Below are 21,889 nucleotides of genomic sequence, written 5' to 3'. Positions count from 1 at the left end.
TACCCTTTTCCTCCCTCTTGACCTATCGATCCCGCTCCGCGGGTACCGATTCTCGGTATTCCACTGCGTTTCAACTCCCTGCTACGCTACGCCTCTCATCCTCTCAACCTAATAACCTAATAATAATCCCCCACAACGATTATTTTTGCGCTAAACTTTATACCTTTATAAATTTACCACTATTTTTGAAAGGTATTATTAAAGACACCTTGACTATAAGCGCGTCTCAAAACACTTTCAGCAAAAACAAAACATAAGTACGTGAAAAACAAAGTAGTGATAATAACAGGAGCTTCCTCCGGCATTGGTCTGGCTTGTGCCAGAGAATTCGCCCGAAGAGGTGCATCTGTTTCTCTGGGCGCCCGTTCAGCCGATAAACTGGAGGAAATAAAAAATGAATTTACCGCCAAGGGCTATCAGGTATCAATAACCCCTACCGATGTCAGCAATGAAAACGATTGCAGACAGCTCATTGAGGACACCGTTCAGGCCTTTGGGAAAATTGACATTCTTATCAACAATGCCGGCATTTCCATGCGTGCCCTATTCAAAGATGTTGAGTTGGAGGTGATGCATCGACTGATGAATGTCAACTTTTGGGGAGCTGTTTACTGCACCAAGTATGCCCTTCCCTATCTTTTGGAACAAAAAGGATCAGTCGTAGGCATATCCTCGGTGGCCGGATTCATTGGTCTTCCGGGACGCGTAGGCTATTCAGCCTCAAAATTCGCCATGCATGGCTTTTTAGAAACCCTTCGCACAGAAAACCTGAAAACAGGTTTGCATGTACTCATTGCAGCTCCCGGCTTTACCGCCTCCAATGTACGCAAATCAGCATTGACCGCCACCGGGTCTCTGCAGGGAGAAACCCCCCGCTCAGAAGATAAAATGATGTCGGCCGAAGAAGTCGCCGTCCACCTGATAAAGGCCATCCATCGAAGAAAACGCACCCTTGTCCTCACCTTTCTCGAAGGCAAGTTTTCCGTGTTCTTAAGAAAATGGTGGCCCTCACTGGTCGATCGTCTCACCTATAAGGTGATGGCGAAGGAACCCGACTCCCCTTTTAAATAGTCTTTGTAATAAAGCGCCAATTACTGCCCCGAAAAATCGGGATAGACTGTTATTCTGGCAAACAAGCAGCTTTCTTGCTGACAAAATAAAAGATATGCTTTACAATAAAACAGACATCAAAGTACGTTACGGAGAAACCGATCAAATGGGCATTGTCAACAATGCCGTCTATCCCTCCTGGTTTGAAATTGGACGGACAGAACTATTTGATGATTTACAATTGCCCTACAGCGAAATGGAAAAGCAGGGCATCATGCTGCCGCTGTCGGAGCTTCACATCAAATACCACTCTCCTGCCTACTATGGGGATACCGTCACCATAGAGACCAAAGTAATAAAAATGCCCGGCGTAAGAATTGTATTTGATTATGAGGTCAGCCACAATGGCCGGCTCATCACCACCGGACAAACCATTCAGGCCTTCATCAATGCCGATTCCCGGCGGCCCATCCGAATCCCCGAAGATTTAAAAAATTCCCTGCAGAAGTACTTTGAATAAAAAAAGATGGATCCACTAATTACGCTAATTACACGAATTTGGTAATTAAAACTAATTTTTGATGATTCTATATGTGGAATTGTATTACAATGGGTCTTTAGATTTTTAAAAGCACAAATCAAAAAATAGCCCCCCGGCTTGGCCGGGGGGCTATTTTTATTCAATTCCAATTATTCAATAGTTCGTTAAACTTTTTTATTTGCTTAATTTACAAGCAGTTATAATCCTATCACCTGTATACATAATTGACTTATAATTAAGGACTTGCTCTTACCTAATAACCTATCGATCCCGCTTCGCGGGTACCGATTCTCGGTATTCCACTGCGTTTCAACTCCCTGCTACGCTACGCTCCGCCTCCTAACCTAACAACCTATTGTATTATAACTTCCTGAGGCCCTTAGTCTCACTCCTATCCGTCACCTCCATCACACTAATGGCATAACCACCACCGGGCGCACATTTCTGAGTCAGCTTCGATTTAGAATTCACAAGCACTTTGCGAATTTCATAAGCCTGCGGATTGTCCTTAAAGTGCGCGTCTTTGGCGTCGCTATAAATCGTAGCGATGTAAGTCTTGTCCTTATCCAGATAATCAAAGTTGATTTTTGAAGTAAAACCATTTTCATCCACCGTACAACCAATAAACCAGTCGTTACTACCTTTCGCTTTGCGGGCAATGGTAATGTAATCGCCGGGCTCAGCCTCCAGCACTTTGGTATCGTCCCAATCAACAGCCACATCTTTGATAAACTGAAAAGCATCTAAGAACATATTGTAATGTTCGGGCAAATCAGCAGCCATTTGCAAAGGACTGTACATGGTCACATACAAAGCCAGCTGACGGGCAATGGTGGTGCGCACCCACGAGTTGTTGTCCGGATTCAGCTTGCTGATGTCCGTCACAAAAATACCTGGCGTATAATCCATAGGACCACCCACCAATCGGGTAAACGGAATAATGGTCGTATGGTCGGGCTTACTGCCACCAAAAGCCTCGTATTCGGTTCCACGTGCCGACTCATTGGCCAGCAAATTGGGATACGTCCGCGAAAGCCCCGTTGGCCGCACCGCCTCATGCGCATTAATCATAATTTCATATTCCGCCGCTTTCTCCAGCGCATAAATATAATGGTTCACCATCCATTGTCCGTAATGGTGCTCACCACGCGGAATAATATCACCCACATAACCACTCTTCACAGAATTATAACCATGGTCCACCATAAACTGATAAGCCTGATCCATGTGGCGCTCATAATTCCGCACCGAACTGGAAGTCTCGTGGTGCATCATCAAACGCACCCCTTTCGAAGCCGCATAAGCATTGAGCATCTCCACATCAAAATCGGGATACGGCGTTACAAAATCAAAGACATAGTCCTTCGATTTGCCAAACCAGTCTTCCCAACCAACATTCCATCCCTCCACCAACACAGCATCAAAACCATGCTCTTCGGCAAAGTCAATGTGCATTTTCACATGGTCATTGTTCGCGGCATGTCGGCCATTGGGTTCCAGACTGTCAAAATCCGTTTCGCCCAATTTAACCGATGGCAAATCGGAATAGGCCCAGCTGCTTTTACCGGTAATCATCTCCCACCACACACCAATATATTTAATGGGCTTAATCCATGAAGTATCCTCAAACTTCGTCGGCTCGTTCAGATTCAGCGTAATGGTCGATTCCAGAATGTCTGCCGCATTATTGCTCACGATAACCGTCCGCCAGGGCGTATTAAACGGCGCTTGAACATAGGCCTTATTTCCTACCGCATCAGGAGTCAGATGCGACTCAAAAACCAGGTTCTCATCGTCCAGTTCCAGATGCATACAGCTGTACTCTATCAAAGCCGCCTCATGCAGGTTAATGTATAATCCGTCATCACTCTTCAACATCAAAGCCGTTTGCACACCTGTCGCCGAAAAAGGCGTCTGTGAAGCATTTCCGGTAATCGCACCATCCATCAAAGCCCTGATCTCCGTCAGGCGGGAAGTCGTATAATCATACTCCTGCGTGTCATAGTCGCCCGGAATCCAGAACGCCGTATGGTCGCCCGTCATCGCAAACTGCGTGCGCTCTTCTGCCACCACAAAATAGATCAACTCATCCTGCTCAGGAAATTCGTACCTAAACCCAAGTCCATCGTTAAAGAGGCGAAAACGCACCGTCATTTTTCGGTTGGTTGAAGGCTGATTCAGGGTCACTGCCATTTCATTGTAGTGATTGCGAATGGACTTCCATTCGCCCCAAACAGGCTCCCAGGTCTCATCAAAAGCACTTCTTTCCGTGTTCTCCAACACAAAACCATCCAACAAGTCTTCCATGTCCTTTAACTCCAGACCCAGACGACTCTCTTCAATAACCGCCTGCTTATTAAAGGATAGTTGATAGACAGGCACGCCCTGCTTCACTTCAAACTGAAGCACCACATGACCATCGGGGGATTTCAATTCTTCTGCATGCGTTAAAAATGCAAAAGCCATTAAAGGGATCATTAGCCAATAGATTTTTTTCATCATTCTTCTATTTAAATTATTAATCGCATAATTGTAAAGCACCGGTCAGGCGCTTCAACAAATATACCATGCATTCAACAGTAAAAAGATGGAACAAAGTAAGAAAGTAGTCAAAACAAAACGAAAAAACAAAACCAACCTGCTATATTACAGAACACAAGGCGTATCAACCCGCATGACATTTCGATATAAAAAGTAGTGGTATGGTAGTAAGAAACCCAGGAATTTCGACCTAATAAATTGGTCTCAGACCAATTTTCATCACCAGATCCTCAAACTCTTGCCGGTCACCTGCCGCCTTATTGCGCAATTTAGTGCGATAGTTATAGATCGTAGAAATGGAATAGCGCAAAAAATGAGCAATTTTATCACTGTCCGTGATTCCCAGACGAATCAGTGCATAAATTCTCAATTCCGTATTCAGGCGCTCACCCGGCTTAAGCACCACCCGTTCGCTATCCATCAGCAAATCATTGAACTCCCGGACAAAAGTGGGAAACAAACGCAAAAAAGTTTCATCAAAACCCTCATAGAACTCCTTCAACTCCTGATCCATTAGAGCGGAAGACTTAAGCACCTCCTCCAAATTCCGGGTTTGTCCGGCCGCCACAATTTTCTTGAGCGACCGGCGATAATCCTCCATTTTGGTAAGATACAGCGAACACTGCTCCATATAGCGTCCGATGTATTCCTCCTTAATCAGACTGCTATCGGTGATGACCTGATTCAGTTCTTTCAAATCGCTGTTTGAACGGGTCAGATGCGCACGGGCCGTCCTCAGCTTTTTCATCTGCAGCATCACCAAAACAACGGCCACAACCAGAATGACCGCCAATAAAGTAATGGCCAGCAAAAAACGCCGCAATTGTTGCTGCTGGGCCTCTATCTTAGCCCGGTAAGCCGCTTCAATAATTGGGTAAATCTCCGAAATACGAATGGTCCGCAACCGGGCCTTGCCCGAGGTGGCATCGTCCAGAGAGGTCTGCAAATACCGGTAAGCCCTTTCCACATCGCCCGACTCATAAAGCAACTCAGCCAATTGCCAAAGAGAGATGTACTCCTTCACAGCAGCTTTTAAATCATAAATAGAAGAAAGCGTCAGATAATAAATGGTCTGCTCCTGATCACCTGCTGCCAGCCAGGCATTGGCCACCAGATGAAAAACAATGGCCCTGTAATGATCCGATTCCCCATTCACTTCAACGTCTGACCATAAAAGGTCAATGGCCGCCTGGAATTCCTCCTGCTCCATTAATACATCGTATTTGGCCAGGGCGTAACCGGAAGTACCAGGCTCAGCATGCAGCAACACCGAATCCCTGTAACTGTCGACCATTTTCAAAGAAGCCTGCCGAACCTCCTCATAAGGCGCAAAGTCAGCCATGGCACCATATACCGTTCTCCCCAGATGAAAGTAAGACAGTTTAAGTCCGCGCGATAATTCATTGACATCCACCCTATCCAATATATCCACCGCTTCCTTATACAATCCGGTAGCATTAAAAACAGAAGCCCTGTTAAGTTCAGCAGCCACCCGCCAATCACTTTTTTCAGCAGCCTGCGCCATGCCCCATCTTAATTGGGCATATCGATAGGCCGAATCGGTATCAAAAGGTAAGTAAGCATCAAACAGACGGCCATATAAACTAAAAAGCGCCTCCGGGTCACCCGTTTTGTCCGCCAAAACCATCAATGCTTCTATCTCCTCATCCTTCTGATTTTCATAGCGCCATCGCTCTTCCAGCGTTTGGTCCAGTTCTTTCAACAACGAATCAGCGGCTGTTGAAGCACGACCAACCCCCCAGAAAAGAAACCAACCCACCAACAGCAAAAAGAGATTTTTCATAAGCTAGGCCACAAGCGATTTGATTAACCAGACAACCAATCCTATAATTACCAGCCAATGATGGCAGAGCCGGCAATTTTATTGATCCAGAAAAGACGGCGCAAATTAACTTTCTGACGAAACAGAGCCACAATTGAAGTCAGTATGAGCCACCAGGAGGTGGCCCCCAAAAAAACCCCTACAATCAACACCAATTGTCCCACAATACCAGATTTCGGATCAACTACCCCAAATCCGGCAAAAAAAGCAATAAAAAGAAAAATGGCCAGCGGATTAGAGATGGTGAGCAAAAATGTAGAGACAAAATCCTGCAGGTAACTACCTTTTCCCTGCCGCTGTCTGCGCAGCTGTTTGGCCGGATTCGACCGGAAAATATGAACCCCCAACAGTATCAGAATGACAGCACCAAAAATCTGAATCCAAAAAAACTGCTCTTCAATAAAGGTCACAATAAAAGACAAGCTAAAACCAGCAATAACAGCATACAAAGTATCCGAAAAGGCCGCTCCAAGTCCCGATACAAAACCCGACAAGCGCCCTCTCTGAAGGGTTCTTTGAATGCACAAAACGCCTATCGGACCCAAAGGCACTGAAGCTGAAAAGCCAACTATCATGCCGTCGATTATTCCATTCCAATCCATTCTGCAAATATCTGAAAAAATACTTATTCAACCCTACATCAAAACGCTAATTGAACATCGCAACACACAATTTTCAATAATCAGAACTAACAATGCGACATCTAATATTACTGCAGCGTAAATTAATTGTTAATTTTTTATTAAAACCCATTCTGAAATTATACATTTGGCATCACTTAACAATTTCTTAACATACGCTTAACACAAAGGCAATATACGCCGGCACTATTGACTGTATGTTTGCGGGCAATTTCATAGTTAACTAAAACCAAGTAATAAACTGTTGAACCAAAACAATGGAAAACATTTATCTGATTCTTGTCCTCGTTCTGTTTCTACTGGCCATCTCTGATTTGGTAGTAGGCGTAAGCAACGATGCGGTAAATTTCCTCAACTCCGCCATTGGTGCCAAAGCAGCCCCCTTCAAAATCATTATGCTGGTGGCTGCACTGGGCGTTTTTGTGGGTGCCACCTTTTCAAGTGGCATGATGGAAATTGCCCGAAAAAGCATGTTCAATCCAGAGCATTTTTATTTTCAGGAAATAATGATCATTTTTCTGGCCGTCATGATAACCGACGTGGTTTTGCTGGATCTTTTCAACACCTTCGGACTCCCAACCTCCACCACGGTATCCATCATCTTTGAATTGTTGGGAGCTGCTGTAGGGGTATCCATTATTAAAGTCATGAACGACCCGGCCATTCCCATGAGTGAATACATCAACTCGGCCAAGGCGCTCGCCATTATATCCGGAATTCTCATTTCCGTGGTCATATCCTTTTCAATTGGGGCCATCGTTCAATACATTACCCGCGCCATTTTTTCGTTCAGGTACCAGAACAGAATTAAATATTTGGGTTCCCTGTGGGGCGGCATCGCCATTACCGCCATCACCTACTTTATTCTGGTAAAAGGTGCCAATGGCTCCTCCTTTATGACCGCCGAAACCAAAGCCTGGATCAACAACAACAGCAACCTGATTATTCTTTACAGTTTGCTGGGATGGATTTCCATTCTACAAATATTCCACTGGGTATTTAAACTAAACATACTAAAATTCACCGTGTTGGCAGGAACATTTGCATTGGCCATGGCCTTTGCGGGTAACGACCTCGTCAACTTCATCGGTGTACCACTGGCCGGATTTGAAGCCTTTAGGGACTATATAAGCACACCGGGAGCCACCCCCACATCGCTTCTGATGGGCTCACTGGCCGAACCAGTAAAGACGGAGACCTATATTTTACTCATCGCCGGACTCATTATGGTGGTCACCTTGTGGACTTCCAAAAAAGCCCGAAAAGTGGTCAAAACATCGGTAGATTTAAGTCGCCAGGGCGAAGGAGATGAGCGTTTTGGCTCCTCCTATTTTGCCAGATCACTGGTTAGAGGCTCCATTGCATTGTCCAAATCGGTGGGCAAGTTTATTCCCGCACCAGTCCAAAAGTATCTCGACAAACAATTCGAGATGGATGAAGTTAGCAGTTCCGTCAAAGAAAAGGATGCCCCCTCATTTGATATGCTCAGAGCCTCGGTTAACCTTGTTGTGGCCAGTATTCTCATCGCCAGTGCCACTTCGCTTAAGCTACCCTTATCCACCACCTACGTTACCTTTATGGTGGCCATGGGCACCTCCTTGTCTGACCGCGCCTGGGGGCGCGACAGTGCTGTTTATCGCATCACCGGTGTATTATCGGTTATTGGTGGTTGGTTCTTCACAGCCTTCTCAGCCTTCACCGTTGCCTTTTTAGTGGCTCTGTTTATCTCCTATGCAGGTACCTGGTCCATATTCCTTTTAATTGCCCTGGCCATTTTCTTTTTGATACGCACCCACATTTTTTCTAACAAAGCCACCAAAGAACAACTGAGTTCTCAAGAGATTGAAATAGAGGAAGTGAATGGCGAAATTATCTCTGAAAAGGTGCTGGAGCAATGCAAAACCAATGTATCCGATGTATTAACCCAGGTGTCGGGTCTTTATATGAAGTCGCTCATTTCGTTTGAAGCAGAAGACCGCAAACAGCTCAAAGAAGCGGTCAAAGAAGTGGATTCCCTGAACAAGCGCACCAAGAAAATGAAGACCAACATTTATAAAACGGTTCGCAAGCTTCAGGAAGAGAGCATTGACTCGAGTCTTTACTATGTACAGGTGCTCGACTATCTGCGTGAAACGGCCCATTGTTTGACCTTCATCACCTCGCCATGTTGGGAACATCTGGATAATAACCACAAGACCTTCTCAGAAGAACAGTTCCACGACCTCAACCTGCTTCAGGTAAAGGTTAAGACCATAATCAACAAGTCTGTGGGCTTTATTGAAGGCAACAATTTAGACCAATTGGATATCATTTATGAAGATCAGGTCAAAATTCTGGAGCACCTGAGAACCTTGCGCAAAATACAGCTGAAGCGCATCAAAAAAGATAAAGCAGGCACCAAAATCAGCATGCTTTATCTGGCCATCTTGCACGAAACGCAAAACATGATGCTGCACCTGATCAATCTGATCAAAGCACAGCGCGACTTTGCCAATTACATAAAATAGTACCGCAGTTGCGGTACCGATACTATTTCTTTGTGAAACTCCGTGTAACTATTAACTTAGTGCACGGAGTTTTAATTTGTTACGCAGATCTTCACGGTGAATTAATGAGGGATCACGGAGAGATTTCCCATACATGAAAATAATCCTAAAAAAAAAGCGGTTGAAAATTCAACCGCTTTTTTTATAAAAAGTATTACTACTTATTAGTTCGTTAGTATTTTACAAATTAATGAATATCAAGGATTTAACCTAATAACCTATTGACCTATTGACCTAATAACCTATTGACCTACTATCTCGTAATCAAATTAATATCATCTAACAACTTATCCCTGTAGGATTTACCTATGGGAATAACCTTATTGCCATTATCCGTTTTAATAATCACCGAATTATCCTCAATGGCTTTGATCTTGCCAAAATTCACAATATACGACCGGTGAATACGCATAAACCGGTCAGACGGCATGCGGTCCGCAATGGATTCATGGTAAAGTGAATGGTATATTTTTCACGGAAAGTATTCAGTACCACATAATTTTCCAGCGCCTCAATCCATAGAATATCGTCATACTTAACACGCACCAGCGAAGAGTTATTCTTGATAAAAATCTCAGTGCTTTGCTTCACAGGGCTCTCCTTCTTTTCGAAACGCTCTCTGGCACGACTCACCGCTTTAATAAAACGTCCGTAAGTCACCGGCTTCAGCAAGTAATCAGTAACATCATACTCGTACGACTCCAGGGCATACTTCTCTTCAGAAGAATAAATAACGACCTGAGGAATAACATTCAAAGCCTTTAGAAATTCTATACCAGACATCTCAGGCATCTCAATATCCAGAAAAATCAAATGAACAGGTGTCCCCGTATTATTGTTGAGCATGTTAACAGCTTCCACAGCACTGCCATAAGACCCCAAAAGGTTTAAGCCATCCATACGCTGAACAAACTCCTCAATAATCTTAATTGACAGGTTGTCGTCATCAACAATTATGCAGTTCATAAAATAAGATTTTTCATTATATTAACATTTGACCTCTTACAGCCAAATAACACGCTACTCATGAATTCCTTATACGGAATCCATTCGAATGCGCGTAAATGCAAAATTATAAAATTTTAACTGACATCCATGGTGAAATCACTATTTTTTACGATAAAGAACCTAATTTTGTTGATTAACAACTTTTTCTGCTAAAAATAAAGGGTCGATGCTTTGTGTTTCATGTAGTTAATAGGTTATTAGGTCGAGAGGTTATTAGGTCGAGAGGCGAAGCGGGGTAGAAAGGGTAGAAAGGGTAGAAAGGGTAGAAAGGGTTGGTGGGAGAAATTAAGGCATAAAAAAAGAGAGCACTTTCTGTACCCCCTTTTTCTAATTTTTGGTAACCTAAAAACTAGTTCACTGAATCTGTCAGTTCACTACCAGCTTTAAATTTGATTACTTTTTTTGCAGGAATAGTGATTTCCTTACCGGTTTGAGGATTGCGACCGGTACGGGCGCTTCTTTCAGAAACTCCGAAAGAACCAAATCCTACAAGTGTAACACGATCTCCGCCTTTCAGCGCGTCACCGGTTACTTTCAAGAAAGCGTCTAGAGCTTTTTTTGCATCAGCCTTGGTTAAACCAGAATCCCCGGCGATTGCATCAATTAATTGAGCCTTGTTCATAATAGTAATTAAATTTTAGGGTTAAAAACTATATATTTTTAATCTTACCTACACAAATATAGAGTATTTATAGTGTCTTCCAAATTTAAGAACAAGAAAAATGCTCTGAAACCCGCATTTTTTCGTTCAAACTCCCTGTTTTCCTATGAACACGGCCCCATTCTTCATTCATCGGGTAAATGTCAACCCCTCCCCATTTCCATTACAACAACCTTATTTACTGACAGTTAACCTATCCTCAATCATTCTATTATTGTATTGCTGAATAATGGCCTTCAAAAATTGAAATTCTTTTTCCGGAATGGGCCCATTATTTATTAAATTATTGGTCAAAAAGGGATCTTTTATCCTGTCGTAGAAAGCCACAACCTTCTTTCCATCATAATAAATGGCCCACTCATTCATCAAAAACTGAAAGGTTTCACTCACATAATTCAAAACAAAACGTTCATTCTTTCTTTCAGCATCCAACAAGTTATTGCCAAAAGCAACATAGGGCTTGGGATAATTGAGCAACTCCATTAAGGTAGGCAAAATATCAATTTGCTGGGCCAACGAAGCATCCAGGCCCTTCAATTGCAAGCCGGGCGCATGAAACAATATAGGCACCGCAAAGCCATTGATATTCGTTTTATACGCTTCGGAGTGGCAGGGCACACTATGGTCAGCCGTTATCACAAAAACAGTCCGCTCGTACCAGGGTTCCTGTCGGACCGCCTCAAAAAAGCGCCGAAGGGCCATATCGCTATAACCCACACATTGGTGCAAAGGCAGCTTACCCTTGTCAAACACCCCCTCATACATGGCAGGTACTTTATAGATGGTGAGACGAAACAGAAAAAAGCGCGGTCGCGAAAGGCTCAGGAAACGAATTCAATGTCTCACCAAAGAATTGAAAAAACGGTTCATCCCAAATCCCCCAGATGCCATCAAAATCCGCATCATTGCCATATTCGGTCCGTCCAAAATAGTGATCAAAGCCCGACAAGCGGGCAATGGCATCAAAGCCCATGGACCGTTGGGCGCTCCGTGAAAAAAGGACGTATGGTAGCCATAGTCGCGCAACATACTTCCCAGGCCATTAATCCGATTGGATGAATACTCCGAAACTACGTACGGCTGCACCAAAGCAGGCAGAGAAGCGAGCACAGACGGCATGGCATCAATGGACTTTCGGCCATTGGCAAAGGCCTGAGAGAAAGTGAGCGACTCCTGCATCAGCGAATCCAGAAAAGGCGTGTAGCCTTTATAATCTTCACCATCCAGTTGTGGATTCAAGTACCCGGAATGTTCTCTGTTAAAACTTTCCAGAATAATAACCACCACATTATAATTTGTAAGCAAGGCCGCCTCCCCCTGAACCATTGTATCCTTCTGAACCGGATATTTTTCAGGCGAAAACAAGGTGGACAACTCAGGTTCCGAAAAGTAATTAAGGGGTACAAACGATTTCTTGCCAATGGTCCTCAACATACTGTAGGTCGTATTGAGCACCAAAGCCATCTCCTCCGGAGAATCAACAAATTTTCCGGCATTACTCATATTCATAGGCCGCGTACTGTGTCGGTAACCGCCCCGCATGCCCACAACAGAAAAACCCGTGAACAAAAGCATAAAAGCCAAGCCCGTGACCGGATAGAGCCATTTGGAAGAAAAGGGAATGGGTTTTGGTTTCAGTCGGCCATACAAAAAGACCATTAAACCAGTCAATAGCAGCCAAAAAACCAGGGCATACCAATAATCCACCAAAAATTGCAGCCAAAGACCAAGCATATTTTCCTCGTGGGCAAAAATATCGAACACACTCGAAGTCGTCCGCTTCAGCGTAAAGCGATAATATATCATATCACTCACATTAACCGCCAGTCCAACCGCATTGGTGACCAAAAAAAGGCCCTTAAGTCCCTTCTGATACCATCCCTTAAATTTAAATGGAAAAGGCAGGAGATACAGGAACAAATAAAAGATGTTGATATACAAAAGGGCACTGATGTCAAACATCAGCCCCCCTTCATGATCGTTAAAAATCCCTCAAAAGTAACATTGGGAAAAAAACTGCTATTAAAAAGGTAAAACCCAACCCGGGCCATCGAATAAAGCAACATCAATATCGCCATTCGATATATCAGCACCAGGTATTCATTCATTTCTTTTGCAGACTTCATAGCAAACCATTCAATTTGGAAGCTGCAAATTTAAAAATAAATAACAGAACATTAACCCAAAGTTAACATATACTGCATCAAGCTGGGCGTAGTTTGCTTCAAGCTGGGCGTAGTTTTAAACTAAGCCTATCATCGATTCGATAACCAAAAACCTACACCAAAAAGATATTATTGGCCTTGCATTTTTCACGCATTTCTTCGGGCCATATACTGGCCTGAATTTCACCAACATGTGCTTTTCTCAGGAAAAACATACACAGGCGAGACTGGCCAATTCCGCCACCAATACTTAGCGGAAGTTCATCATTAAGTAAACGTTTGTGAAACATCAACTCAGAACGCTGTTCCTGATTCCGCTCCTTCAACTGGCGCTTTAACACTTCAGCATCCACACGAATACCCATGGAAGAAATTTCAAAGGCCTTACGCAAAATGGGATTCCAAAGCAGAATGTCGCCATTTAAGCCCTTATAACCATTTTCGGTAGGCGTACTCCAATCGTCATAATCCGGGGCCCTGCCATCATGTGGCTCACCGTTGGACATAAGTCCTCCAATACCAATCACAAACACAGCCCCATACTTCCGGGTAATAGCGTCCTCCCGCTCCTTGGAAGTCAGGTCGGGATACAATTCATACAACTCTTCAGCATGAATGAAAGTAATTTCTTCCGGCAAAACAGGTCGAATCTGCGGATATTTTTCATACACCACAAACTCCGTCCGCTTCATCACCTCAAAAATGCGTGAAACAACCACTTTGAGGTAACTCAGATTACGCTCCTTCTCGGTAATATGACGCTCCCAGTCCCATTGATCCACATATATAGAGTGCGTATTGTCCAAATCCTCGTCGGGTCTTATGGCATTCATATCTGTATATATGCCATAGCCTGGCTCAATATCATAATCGGCCAACACCATGCGCTTCCATTTAGCAAGACTATGCACCACCTCCACCTCCCGGTCGCCCATTCCCTTCACAGGAAAAGTAACAGGACGCTCCGTTCCGTTCAAGTCATCATTCAGTCCCGTTCCCTTAAGCACAAAAAGAGGCGCCGTAACACGTCGCAGCCTCAAATCAGCCGACAGAAAAGTCTGGAACGAATCCTTAATAATGGTAATCGCATGCTCCGTTTGCTTTAAATCGAGCGGCGATTTGTAATCTTTGGGAATATAAAGTAAGTCAACCATGAGTTTGATAATGATGCACAAAGGCTTATTCAAAAATATATTTAACACGCAAAAATAGAAGCATTAAACTTCAAATCAAAATGAAAACAGCAATATTTTTTTTAATTTATCACAAAACCACCTCCTTTTTCACCAAACAAGCACCAACCCAATTCATCCCACCTACCCTTCTCACCCCACCAACCCCATCAACCCTTCCCACCCATTCCACCCCTCTCAACCCAACCTATCGATCCCGCCTTGCGGGACTCCGCTACGCTTCGCCTCTCAACCTAACGACCTATTGACCTATTCACCCCACCGTCGCCACCATCACCGCCTTAATCGTATGCAAGCGGTTTTCCGCCTGATCAAAAACAATAGAAGCCGCCGACTCAAACACCTCCTCCGTCACCTCCACCCCATCCATACCAAACTGTTGATAAACCGACTCCCCAATGGTCGTCTCCCTATTATGGTACGCAGGCAGACAATGCAAAAAGCGGCAAGCAGCATTACCCGTCAGTTCCATAAGCTCCCGGTTCACCTGATAAGGCTTCAGCATTTCAATGCGCTGCTGCCACACCTCCTCCGGCTCACCCATCGATACCCATACATCTGTATAGACAAAATCAGCATTTTTAACCCCCTCCGCCACATGACTGGTCAAAGTAATTTCAGCCCCCGTTGATTCAGCCAATTTTCTGCATTTCTCCACCAATTCCCGCTCAGGCAAAAGAGATTCCGGTGCCACCAGCCGTATATCCATCCCCATTAAAGCCCCGCCAATCATTAAGGAATTGGCCATATTATTGCGGGCATCTCCTATATATACCAAAACAATCTCGTCAAAAGACTTATCGCAATGCTCCTTAATGGTCAATAAATCCGCCAACACCTGCGTCGGATGAAAACCATCGGTCAGGCCATTCCACACCGGCACACCGGCAAACTCTGCCAAAGTCTCCACAATAGAATGCCCATACCCGCGGTATTCAATGGCATCATACATACGCCCCAAAACCCGGGCCGTGTCTTTAATGGATTCTTTGTGCCCCATCTGCGACCCGGTGGGACCCAGATAAGTCACATTGGCCCCCTGATCGTAAGCCGCCACCTCAAAGGCGCACCTCGTGCGCGTTGAGCTTTTCTCGAATATCAAAGCAATATTCTTGTTCTTGAGATACTTAATCTCATTGCCCGTCTTCTTATCCTCCTTCAGTTGAGCGGCCAAATCTAACAAGTAGTAAATCTCATCAGCGCTAAAATCCAGAAGCGTCAAAAAATTTCGATGAATCAGGTCCATATATTTAAGATTTAACATTAACAAAATAACCTCCCCTTTTAAAAAAAAGGCCGTCCCACAAAAGGGCTAAATAAATATAGCGGTATTTTTTGACAGACACACTTAATCACCGGATAAATGACCATAGAGATAATTCAAAAAGATATATCTTTGAAAACCACAGAAAGACATTTTTATGAAGCATAAGAAGTTGGCAAAACCTACACTTACCCTACTGGCAATAAGCTTACTAGCAGGCAGTTGCGTTCAGACTGAAAAGAAAGCTGCAGAAAGAGGTATCACGGAGGGAACCATTGTTTACAATATTACCTACCCCCAAAACCTCAGTTCCAACGGCATGTCATTTCTGTTTCCCACCGAAATGAAAATCAATTTTAGCGACCGCAATCAAAGGGCCACCTTCAAAAGTAACTTCAGCATCTATAATCTGGAATTCATACATCAGAATGAGGTCGATAGTTTTTACACCCTGCTAAAAATACTTGAGAAAAGACTGTACGTCCCTCCGACCGGGAATCCACACTCTTCCTTTTCAACGGCGCCTCCAAACAAAACATCCGGTTTAGCGACGAAGACCCCCGCGTAATAGCCGGATTCAACTGTCAAAAAGCCATCTATACCCCCAACAATCCCAACTACCCCAATTTGAATATCTGGTACACCAACGAAATAGGCATAGAAGATCCCAACCGAAATACCCCTTTTGAAATGATTCCCGGCTTAATGCTGGAGTTTGAAATTGTTTATCAAAACATCATCTTTCACCTGAAAGCTGATAAAGTCATTGAAGAATCGCATCCCGCAGAAATATTCAACATCCCTGCCGGCTACGAAGCCACCACCATTGAAGAAATTGAGACCCTCATCAAGTCCGTCATGAACGGCTAAGATTTGAATGACAACGCCAAGCGGGGGACAAATGGCTCCCGTCCGTAAAACTTCCATCAGCAGATAATCCGTTCGGCCGTCATTTAATGGATGGCCTGCATCATATTTGCCCAATAAATACGTTATCGTATTTACCGGGGGAGGCAGTTCAAAAGCTTTCTCACCATTTTGTCAAAGGTGACATTAAAAACCTCCGATTAAAACAGAAATTCGTTAGCTTCTTACTATTTTTGTGAATTGATACCATAAGAAATACCTATGAGTGCTAAGCAAAAAAAGCCTGCATCAAAAAACGGCAAAAAATATTCCGGCCATCCTTTCAAATCATTAAAAGATGGTTTTCAGAATTATAAGCTCCGCTTTATAGTGGGCTTGCTGACGGTGGCTGTTTCTCTTTTCCTGACTTTGGCCTTTTTCTCCTTCTTTCAATCCGGATATGCCGATCGCAGCAAATTTGATCTGCCTTTCGGTACATTATTAAGCGATTCGTCCATCCAGGTAGAGAACATCACCGGAAAACTAGGTGCCTGGATGGCGGACACATTGGTGAACGACTGGTTTGGCATCGCCTCCTTTTCCATCATTTTTCTGCTGTTCGTAGGAGGACTTCGCCTCTTGGGTGCCCGTATTGTGCCCTTGAAGAAAACCTTTTTCCATGCGGCTCTCATCACCATCTGGCTGTCGGTGACCCTTGGATTTTTCTTCCTGGATTCACTGGACGACAAATACCTTTTGCTGGGCGGTGCACACGGTTTTCATGTGAGCACATGGCTCACATCTTCCCTTGGATGGATAGGCACCCTGATATTGATTGTTCTGATACTTCTCTCCTACATGGCCGTCAATTTTGAATGGTTCATACCCCTGCTTAAAAAAGGTGCCAGCGTTAAACCCCATATCGATTTGCCTTTTAAAAAGGAAAAAGAGGATCAAGCCATGCAACCTGATAATGGTGAGGACTTTTTTGATAAAAAAATTCAGGTGGCAGAACAACCTGAGGCGGCCCCGAAGGTGCCCGTCGAAAAAGCACCTGCCGAGGAGATAGGCGGACTGGATTACAAACCAAAAAAGAGCTTCGAAGCCAAGGAGGAAGAGCAACCCGACAGTCACCTCGAACTTAAAATTGAAAAAGCCGCCTCCGAAGAAATCATGTTCACCACCGAGAATCTGCCGCAGGGCGATTATGATCCTACGCTGGACCTTTCTTCCTTTAAAATGCCCACCTTCGATTTGTTGGACGACCACCGCAGCGGTCAGGCCCAGGTAACTGAAGAAGAGCTGATTTACTACAAAAACAAAATTGTCAAGACGCTTGAGGACTATAAAATTCAGATCAAAAGCATCAAGGCCACTGTTGGGCCCACGGTGACACTTTATGAGATCGTTCCCATGCCCGGTGTGCGCATATCCAAAATTAAAAACCTCGAAGATGACATCGCCCTTTCCCTTTCGGCACTGGGCATACGTATCATCGCTCCCATTCCGGGCGAAGGAACCATTGGAATTGAGGTCCCCAATTCGGAGCCGGAGATTGTCTCCATGCGCTCCATCATCTCCTCCAAAAAATTCCAGAACACCAAATTTGAATTGCCCGTGGCCATGGGCAAAACCATCTCAAACGAGACCTTCGTCTTTGACCTGACCAAGGCGCCGCACCTGCTGGTGGCAGGTGCTACCGGACAAGGTAAATCGGTAGGTCTCAACGCCATCATCACCTCCCTGCTGTACAAAAAACATCCGTCGCAACTGAAATTTGTCCTGGTCGATCCCAAAAAAGTAGAACTCAACATCTACAGCAAGCTGGAGCGCCATTACCTGGCCAAGTTGCCCAATGAGGAGGATCCCATCATTACCGATGTGCAGCATGTGGTCAACACCCTGCACTCGCTCACCATTGAAATGGAAGAGCGCTACGATTTGCTGAAGAAAGCCCATACACGTAACATCAAAGAGTACAACCACAAATTCACCAAAAGGGATCTCAATCCCGAAAAAGGACACCGCTTTTTACCCTACATCGTGGTGATTATTGATGAATTTGCCGATTTAATCATGACCGCCGGCAAGGAAGTGGAATTGCCCATCGCCCGAATTGCCCAGCTGGCCAGGGCCGTAGGCATTCATATGATCATTGCCACACAGCGTCCTTCGACCAATATCATCACAGGCGTTATCAAAGCCAACTTCCCCACACGCATCGCCTTTAAAGTGGCCTCCATGATCGACAGTCGCACCATCCTCGACTCACCAGGTGCCAACCAGTTAATTGGTCGCGGAGACATGCTCATATCCCAGGGCAGCGATCTGGTGCGCGTACAGTGCGCCTTTGTCGATACCCCCGAAGTCGAAAAAATCAACGATTTCATTGGTTCACAACGCGGCTACCCCACCGCCATGCTGCTGCCGGAATATTCGCCGGAAGGCTCCGGTCAGGAGCCCGGTGAAGTGGATCTCTCCAAACGCGACACCATGTTTGAAGAAGCTGCCCGCGTGGTAGTGGCCAACCAGTCCGGCTCCACCTCACTGATTCAGCGCAGGTTCTCCATAGGTTACAACCGGGCCGGTCGCATCATCGACCAGCTTGAAGCCGCAGGCGTTGTTGGACCCTTTGAAGCAGTAAGGCCCGACAAGTATTGGTTGGAGATGAGCTTGAACTGGAGCGCATCTTCGACACATTCAAATAAAACCAGATCACGCCAGATACAATCAGATAAAACTGGAACGATTATTGAATACGTCAACGGCAATAAAAACAGGCACCATTGCCCCCTAAAAAAGTTGTTATGAAGCGGCTCACTCTATTATTGATAAGCATACTGACCATCACCTTAAGCGGCATGGCCCAAAGTCCCGAAGTCCTCCGTGGCAAAGAAATCCTCGACAGGGTATCGGCTAAAACCAAGGGCTATACCTCGATTAAGGCCGACTTCTCCTTCACCCTTGAAAACCTTCAGGCGGATATGACCGACACACACGACGGCATCATCCTCATTAAAGGTGATAAGTACAAAGCCACCATTATGGGTGCCGACACCTACTTCGATGGCAAGACCATGTGGATGCACATGAAAGAAGTCAATGAAGTCAACATTTCCGGACCAGAAATGATGGATGAAGAATCCTTGAATCCGGCCACCATCTTTTCCATTTATGAACAAGGTTATCGTTTTTTACATGCCGGAGAAACCACCATCAACGGAAAGACGGTGGACATCGTGGATCTGTTTCCAGAGGACAGGAACAAACCATTTTCGCGCGTCAAACTCTATATTTACCGCGACAACCTCCATTTTGCCAAGATTGTGCAGATGGGTAAAGATGGAAATAACTACATCGTGGATATCAAAAAGATGGAAACCAACGTACCGGCCAGCGACAGTATGTTTGTCTTCGATACCACCAAACACCCCAACGTAGATGTCATTGACCTAAGGTAACAGGCGCTAATAGCAGTCCATAAATCCATCAGCTGTTATGTTCAAATGGTTATCCACCTTCGATAAGTTTGTCCCCGCTCTGCTCCTGGTCATTTTGTTGGCCAGCTTTTTTCCCGAACCGGCAGCTTATGAGGGAAACTTCACCTTGCACAACGTGGGCGACATCGGCATAACGCTGATATTTTTGTTTTACGGACTCAAACTGAATCCCCGAAAACTCCGACAAGACCTAAGCAATTGGCGCCTGCACTTTTTGGTGCAGATCGCCACCTTTTTACTATTCCCCTTATTGGTTTTACCCTTTTATTATTGGTGGGCCCACAGTCCCCATGCCCTGTTGTGGCTGGGCGGCTTCTTTCTGGCCACCCTGCCCTCCACCGTTTCCTCCTCCGTGGTGATGGTCTCCATCGCCAAAGGCAACGTACCCGGCGCCATCTTCAACGCCAGCATTTCCAGTCTGGCCGGCATCCTCATCACCCCCCTATGGATGGGACTGGTGTTAACCACCGCTCAGGCCGGTTCAGGTGAAGCCGGTGATTACAGCAGCATTCTCCTCAAACTCGTGCTTCAGGTACTGCTACCAGTCGTGGCAGGCGTGTTGCTCAACCGCTTTTTCGGACACTGGGCACAACGCCATGCGCGCTTTTTAAAGTTGTTCGACCAGTCCATCATCCTTCTCATCGTCTATCTTTCCTTTGGCGAATCCTTTTATAACCATCTGTTTGCCGACACCAGCACCACCGACATTCTGCTCATCATGGTACTTTGTGCCACCCTGTTCTTTTTGGTATTCGGGATCATTCACCTCATGAGCCGCCGACTACAATTCAACCGCGAAGACCGCATCACCGCCCTCTTTGCCGGCTCCAAAAAATCACTCGTCCACGGCACCGTCATGGCCGGCATCCTCTTCAAAGGCATGACCGGCATCGGCGTCATCCTATTGCCCCTCATGATTTACCACGCCCTGCAGTTGGTTTTTGCCGGGGTTTTGGCACAGAGATTTGCAAAGGATAGGTCATTCTAACAACCAATCAATTACATTAATCTTTTGAATCCCGTTTATACTCGTATTATCGTAATCTAACGTTAAAAGAAATTTGGGATAATTATCTTTCTATCATTTTTCCTTTTTGACAAAGACAGCTTCCTATTGACGAAAATTCAATATTTTTTCATTTATCGTCATTAAGAGTCGCATTCTTAAGAAAAGAAAAGCCCGGCCTACAAATTAACGAAGATTTTTTATCATCGAATCGAAGGAAGAAAAGCAAATTAAACAAATCAATGAACCACCTGTTTCATTCATTCAACCTTTTTACATCAAGCAGCAGAGATATGAACCGAGCAGAATACAGTCTTCACGAAGTCATTTCCGTCAAAGATATTACGCCCACCGTATTTGTGGTCCGCCTGACCCGCAACAACCTTGAATTTAAAACCGGGCAGCACATTAATGTGGGACCGGCAGAATCGGGCTACACGCGCGAATATTCCATTTACAGTGGCGAAGACGAAGAGTTTCTGGAAATCCTCGTCAAGGAAGTCCTCGATGGCTGGGTATCGCCCCAACTCCATCAGCTCAAGGTCGGCGAACAAGTAATGGTGGAACCCCCACTGGGCTATTTCTATTTGCCGGACCCCTTGCCGACCGAAAAGAGGCCGACTGAAATAAGACCGACTGACAAGATGCCGACTGGCAAGGTGCCCGACCAGTTGCCCGCTGAAAAGGTTCCCGCCGACCAGATGCCGACCGACAAAAAACTACTCTTTGTCGCCACCGGCACCGGCATAGCCCCCTATCACAGCTTTCTGAAAACCCGTCCGCACTTGGATTACCATTTGATCCATGGCATTACAGATGCATCAGAAGCCTGCGAAAAGGACTTTTATGGCCCTCAACGCCTCACCCTTTGCACCACCCAAAAACAAGACGGCGATTATAACGGCCGCGTCACCCAATGGCTGCAGCAAAACGATCTCAGCCCCTACCAACACATCTACCTCTGCGGCAACCGCAACATGATCAACGACACCTTCACCCTCCTCAAAGAAAAAGGCTTCCCCATGGATAACATCCACGCAGAAGCCTATTTCTAAACCTATCATCACATTCCATTTCCGGGCAA

At 45.1% G+C, this 21,889-nt stretch carries 20 protein-coding genes; 9 read left to right on the top strand and 11 right to left on the bottom strand.

Annotation, left to right across the window (positions count from 1 at the left end; all coding sequences use genetic code 11):
• The first annotated feature begins 261 nt into the window (after positions 1 to 261).
• Positions 262 to 1,071, top strand: coding sequence for an SDR family oxidoreductase (locus JCM15548_RS17900; RefSeq protein ID WP_062128201.1), 810 nt, complete (start codon positions 262 to 264; stop codon positions 1,069 to 1,071).
• A 94-nt stretch (positions 1,072 to 1,165) separates the two neighbouring features.
• The gene (locus tag JCM15548_RS17895) at positions 1,166 to 1,570 is read left to right on the top strand and encodes an acyl-CoA thioesterase (RefSeq protein ID WP_062128200.1); all 405 of its coding nucleotides are present in this window, start codon (positions 1,166 to 1,168) and stop codon (positions 1,568 to 1,570) included.
• Positions 1,571 to 1,951: 381 nt separating this feature from the next.
• Here the strand turns inward: JCM15548_RS17895 and JCM15548_RS17890 are convergent, their stop codons facing one another.
• From JCM15548_RS17890 to JCM15548_RS17880, 3 genes are all read right to left on the bottom strand, one after another.
• Entirely contained in the window at positions 1,952 to 4,057 is a 2,106-nt protein-coding gene (locus JCM15548_RS17890; RefSeq protein ID WP_062128206.1) for a glycoside hydrolase family 97 protein, read from the bottom strand.
• Between the two features lie 265 nt (positions 4,058 to 4,322).
• Positions 4,323 to 5,936, bottom strand: a complete 1,614-nt coding sequence (susR, locus tag JCM15548_RS17885) for a SusR family glycan utilization regulator (RefSeq protein WP_062128198.1) — start codon at positions 5,934 to 5,936, stop codon at positions 4,323 to 4,325.
• Positions 5,937 to 5,983: 47 nt separating this feature from the next.
• Positions 5,984 to 6,577, bottom strand: a complete 594-nt coding sequence (locus tag JCM15548_RS17880; protein WP_083985233.1) for a LysE family translocator — start codon at positions 6,575 to 6,577, stop codon at positions 5,984 to 5,986.
• Between the two features lie 296 nt (positions 6,578 to 6,873).
• On the opposite strand from JCM15548_RS17880, the gene JCM15548_RS17875 reads away from it, so the two are divergent.
• A complete protein-coding gene (locus tag JCM15548_RS17875) occupies positions 6,874 to 9,123 on the top strand; it encodes an inorganic phosphate transporter (RefSeq protein ID WP_062128196.1) in 2,250 nt (749 codons plus the stop codon).
• Between the two features lie 292 nt (positions 9,124 to 9,415).
• Here JCM15548_RS17875 and JCM15548_RS24670 read toward each other — a convergent pair whose 3' ends face one another.
• The 8 genes from JCM15548_RS24670 to argF all read right to left on the bottom strand — a co-directional run bounded on the left by JCM15548_RS24670 (position 9,416) and on the right by argF (position 15,435).
• Complete coding sequence (locus JCM15548_RS24670; RefSeq protein ID WP_262487137.1) at positions 9,416 to 9,574, bottom strand: LytTR family transcriptional regulator DNA-binding domain-containing protein; 159 nt, start codon at positions 9,572 to 9,574, stop codon at positions 9,416 to 9,418.
• Entirely contained in the window at positions 9,547 to 10,128 is a 582-nt protein-coding gene (locus tag JCM15548_RS17870; protein WP_227626006.1) for a LytR/AlgR family response regulator transcription factor, read from the bottom strand. The genes JCM15548_RS24670 and JCM15548_RS17870 overlap by 28 nt, the downstream gene beginning before the upstream one ends.
• Before the next feature lie 391 nt (positions 10,129 to 10,519).
• Complete coding sequence (locus JCM15548_RS17865; protein WP_062128194.1) at positions 10,520 to 10,792, bottom strand: HU family DNA-binding protein; 273 nt, start codon at positions 10,790 to 10,792, stop codon at positions 10,520 to 10,522.
• A 213-nt stretch (positions 10,793 to 11,005) separates the two neighbouring features.
• Positions 11,006 to 11,596 carry a sulfatase-like hydrolase/transferase gene (locus JCM15548_RS24665; RefSeq protein ID WP_227626005.1) on the bottom strand — a complete coding sequence of 197 codons (591 nt, stop codon included), beginning with the start codon at positions 11,594 to 11,596 and terminating at the stop codon, positions 11,006 to 11,008.
• 69 nt (positions 11,597 to 11,665) lie between these two features.
• On the bottom strand, positions 11,666 to 12,793 hold the full coding sequence (locus JCM15548_RS24660) for an LTA synthase family protein (RefSeq protein WP_227626004.1): 1,128 nt from the start codon (positions 12,791 to 12,793) through the stop codon (positions 11,666 to 11,668).
• Complete coding sequence (locus JCM15548_RS24655; RefSeq protein WP_227626003.1) at positions 12,793 to 12,957, bottom strand: hypothetical protein; 165 nt, start codon at positions 12,955 to 12,957, stop codon at positions 12,793 to 12,795. Before JCM15548_RS24655 ends, JCM15548_RS24660 begins: the two co-directional genes overlap by 1 nt.
• A gap of 152 nt (positions 12,958 to 13,109) precedes the next feature.
• On the bottom strand, positions 13,110 to 14,150 hold the full coding sequence (gene asnA, locus JCM15548_RS17855) for an aspartate--ammonia ligase (protein ID WP_062128204.1): 1,041 nt from the start codon (positions 14,148 to 14,150) through the stop codon (positions 13,110 to 13,112).
• Positions 14,151 to 14,442: 292 nt separating this feature from the next.
• Complete coding sequence (gene argF, locus JCM15548_RS17850) at positions 14,443 to 15,435, bottom strand: ornithine carbamoyltransferase (RefSeq protein ID WP_062128203.1); 993 nt, start codon at positions 15,433 to 15,435, stop codon at positions 14,443 to 14,445.
• 175 nt (positions 15,436 to 15,610) lie between these two features.
• Here argF and JCM15548_RS17845 point away from each other — a divergent pair, with 175 nt between their 5' ends.
• The 6 genes from JCM15548_RS17845 (at position 15,611) to JCM15548_RS17820 (ending at position 21,860) form a co-directional block, all read left to right on the top strand.
• Positions 15,611 to 16,021: a hypothetical protein gene (locus JCM15548_RS17845; RefSeq protein WP_062128192.1), complete on the top strand. Its 411-nt coding sequence runs from the start codon at positions 15,611 to 15,613 to the stop codon at positions 16,019 to 16,021.
• Positions 16,022 to 16,080: 59 nt separating this feature from the next.
• Entirely contained in the window at positions 16,081 to 16,323 is a 243-nt protein-coding gene (locus tag JCM15548_RS17840; protein WP_062128190.1) for a hypothetical protein, read from the top strand.
• A gap of 258 nt (positions 16,324 to 16,581) precedes the next feature.
• A complete protein-coding gene (locus JCM15548_RS17835; RefSeq protein ID WP_227626002.1) occupies positions 16,582 to 19,110 on the top strand; it encodes an FtsK/SpoIIIE family DNA translocase in 2,529 nt (842 codons plus the stop codon).
• Positions 19,107 to 19,760 (top strand): outer membrane lipoprotein periplasmic chaperone LolA1, encoded by a 654-nt coding sequence (gene lolA1, locus JCM15548_RS17830; protein WP_062128188.1) that lies wholly within the window; start codon positions 19,107 to 19,109, stop codon positions 19,758 to 19,760. Before JCM15548_RS17835 ends, lolA1 begins: the two co-directional genes overlap by 4 nt.
• A 37-nt stretch (positions 19,761 to 19,797) precedes the next feature.
• A complete protein-coding gene (locus tag JCM15548_RS17825; RefSeq protein WP_062128186.1) occupies positions 19,798 to 20,787 on the top strand; it encodes a bile acid:sodium symporter family protein in 990 nt (329 codons plus the stop codon).
• Between the two features lie 260 nt (positions 20,788 to 21,047).
• Entirely contained in the window at positions 21,048 to 21,860 is an 813-nt protein-coding gene (locus JCM15548_RS17820; RefSeq protein WP_062128184.1) for a ferredoxin--NADP reductase, read from the top strand.
• Positions 21,861 to 21,889 lie beyond the last annotated feature (29 nt).

The sequence above is a fragment of the Geofilum rubicundum JCM 15548 genome (assembly GCF_000974365.1).
Lineage (GTDB): Bacteria > Bacteroidota > Bacteroidia > Bacteroidales > Marinilabiliaceae > Geofilum > Geofilum rubicundum.
This window is presented reverse-complemented; position numbering and strand designations above follow the sequence as displayed.